This window comes from Peribacillus sp. CSMR9 (assembly GCF_033141925.1).
GTDB classification, from domain to species: domain Bacteria; phylum Bacillota; class Bacilli; order Bacillales; family DSM-1321; genus Peribacillus; species Peribacillus simplex_A.
In genome coordinates, this window is sequence record NZ_JAOPHO010000158.1 from 1 (window position 1) to 2,262 (window position 2,262).

Annotated in this window: 2 protein-coding genes; both read right to left on the bottom strand. The window is 41.2% G+C overall.

The genetic code is table 11. The features are described from left to right. Nucleotides 1–328 (bottom strand): GTP-binding protein (locus tag N9I19_RS24485; protein ID WP_317779291.1); only part of this gene is annotated, 328 nt, incomplete at its 3' end. A gap of 120 nt (nt 329–448) precedes the next feature. After that, on the bottom strand, nt 449–2,262 hold a 1,814-nt coding region (gene fusA, locus N9I19_RS24490), incomplete at its 5' end, for an elongation factor G (protein WP_317779292.1).

Consider the following 2,262-nt stretch of genomic DNA (forward strand, 5'->3'; position numbering starts at 1 on the left):
CAGCAGCAGATACTACTAGGATTCCGCCATCCATTTGTGCAGCACCAGTGATCATGTTTTTAACATAGTCAGCATGTCCTGGGCAGTCAACGTGTGCGTAGTGACGAGTAGCTGTTTCGTACTCAACGTGTGCAGTAGAGATTGTGATACCACGTTCTCTTTCTTCTGGAGCACCATCGATTTGGTCATAAGCGCGAGCTTCTGCTCCACCAGTTTTAGCAAGTACAGTTGTGATTGCAGCAGTTAGAGTTGTTTTACCATGGTCAACGTGACCAATTGTTCCAACGTTAACGTGCGGTTTTGAACGATCAAATTTAGCTTTTCCCATTAGGAATTCCTCCTTAAAATTATAAATAAAAGATTAAGTATATAGGGCTGTGAAAGAAGACTAATTCTTCCATCACAGCTTACATAAGATAGTTATACTTTAATAAGAGATGAAAATCAATTATTCACCTTTATTTTTTTTGATGATTTCTTCAGAAATGCTCTTAGGTACTTCTTCATAATGATCGAAGTGCATAGAGAATGTTCCGCGTCCTTGTGTGTTAGAACGTAGAGACGTAGCATATCCGAACATTTCAGATAGTGGAACCATCGCTTTAACCATTTGCGTGTTACCGCGAGCTTCCATACCTTCTACACGACCACGGCGGGATGTGATATCTCCCATGATGTCGCCTAGATAATCTTCAGGAATAACTACTTCTACTTTCATGATTGGCTCAAGGATAACCGGTTTACATTTAGAAGCAGCATTTTTAAGTGCCATTGATGCAGCAATTTTAAATGCCATTTCGTTGGAGTCAACGTCATGGTAAGAACCGTCAAATAATTTTGCTTTGATGTCGACTAGCGGGTAACCAGCAAGTACACCACGGTCAAGTGAATCAACTAATCCAGCTTGTACAGCAGGGATATATTCACGTGGTACTACACCACCGACGATAGCATTTTCAAATTCGAATCCTTTACCTTCTTCGTTTGGACCAAATTCGATCCATACGTGTCCGAATTGTCCACGACCACCTGATTGGCGAACGAATTTACCTTCAACCTTAGCTGAACCACGGAAAGTTTCACGGTATGCTACTTGAGGAGCACCAACGTTTGCTTCCACTTTAAATTCACGACGCATACGGTCAACAAGGATGTCCAAGTGAAGTTCACCCATACCAGCGATAATCGTTTGACCAGTTTCTTGGTCAGTATGCGCACGGAATGTTGGATCTTCATCTTGTAGCTTTTGTAAAGCTTGGCCCATTTTGTCTTGGTCTGCTTTGGATTTTGGTTCAACTGAAAGTGAAATAACTGGCTCTGGGAATACCATAGACTCAAGAATAACTTGGTTCTTGTCGTCACATAGAGTATCACCAGTTGTAGTATCTTTCAATCCTACAGCTGCAGCAATATCTCCTGCGTATACAGTTGATATTTCTTCACGGCTGTTTGCGTGCATTTGAAGGATACGTCCAATACGTTCACGTTTACCTTTAGTTGAGTTGATTACATAAGAACCTGATTCTAATGTACCTGAGTACACACGGAAGAATGTAAGTTTACCAACGTAAGGATCCGTCATTACTTTAAACGCTAAAGCTGAGAACGGTTCAGAATCATCTGAGTGGCGTTCTACTTCGTCTTCTGTATCAGGAAGAGTACCTTTAATAGCTGGTACATCTAACGGAGATGGAAGGAAGTCGATAACGTTATCAAGCATTAATTGAACACCTTTGTTTTTGAAAGCTGATCCACAGATAACTGGGAAGAATTCAACGTTAACGGTTGCTGTACGAATAGCTGCTTTTAATTCAGCAATGCTGATTTCTTCGCCGCCAAGGTATTTTTCCATTAAGTCTTCATTAACTTCTGCTACTGCTTCAATTAACTTTTCACGGTATTCTTCAGCTAATTCCCGATGTTCTTCAGGAATTTCACCAACAGTGATATCAGTTCCTAGATCATTGGCATAGAAATGAGCTTTCATTTCAATAAGGTCAATGATTGCAGAGAATTGATCTTCAGCACCGATTGGTAACTGAACTGGATGAGCATTAGCTTGTAGACGATCGTGGATTGTTCCAACTGAGTAAAGGAAATCCGCACCGATTTTGTCCATTTTATTTACGAATACGACACGCGGTACACCATAAGTTGTAGCTTGGCGCCAAACAGTTTCAGTTTGAGGCTCAACACCTGATTGGGCATCAAGTACAGCTACAGCTCCATCAAGTACACGCAATGAACGTTCAACTTCAACTG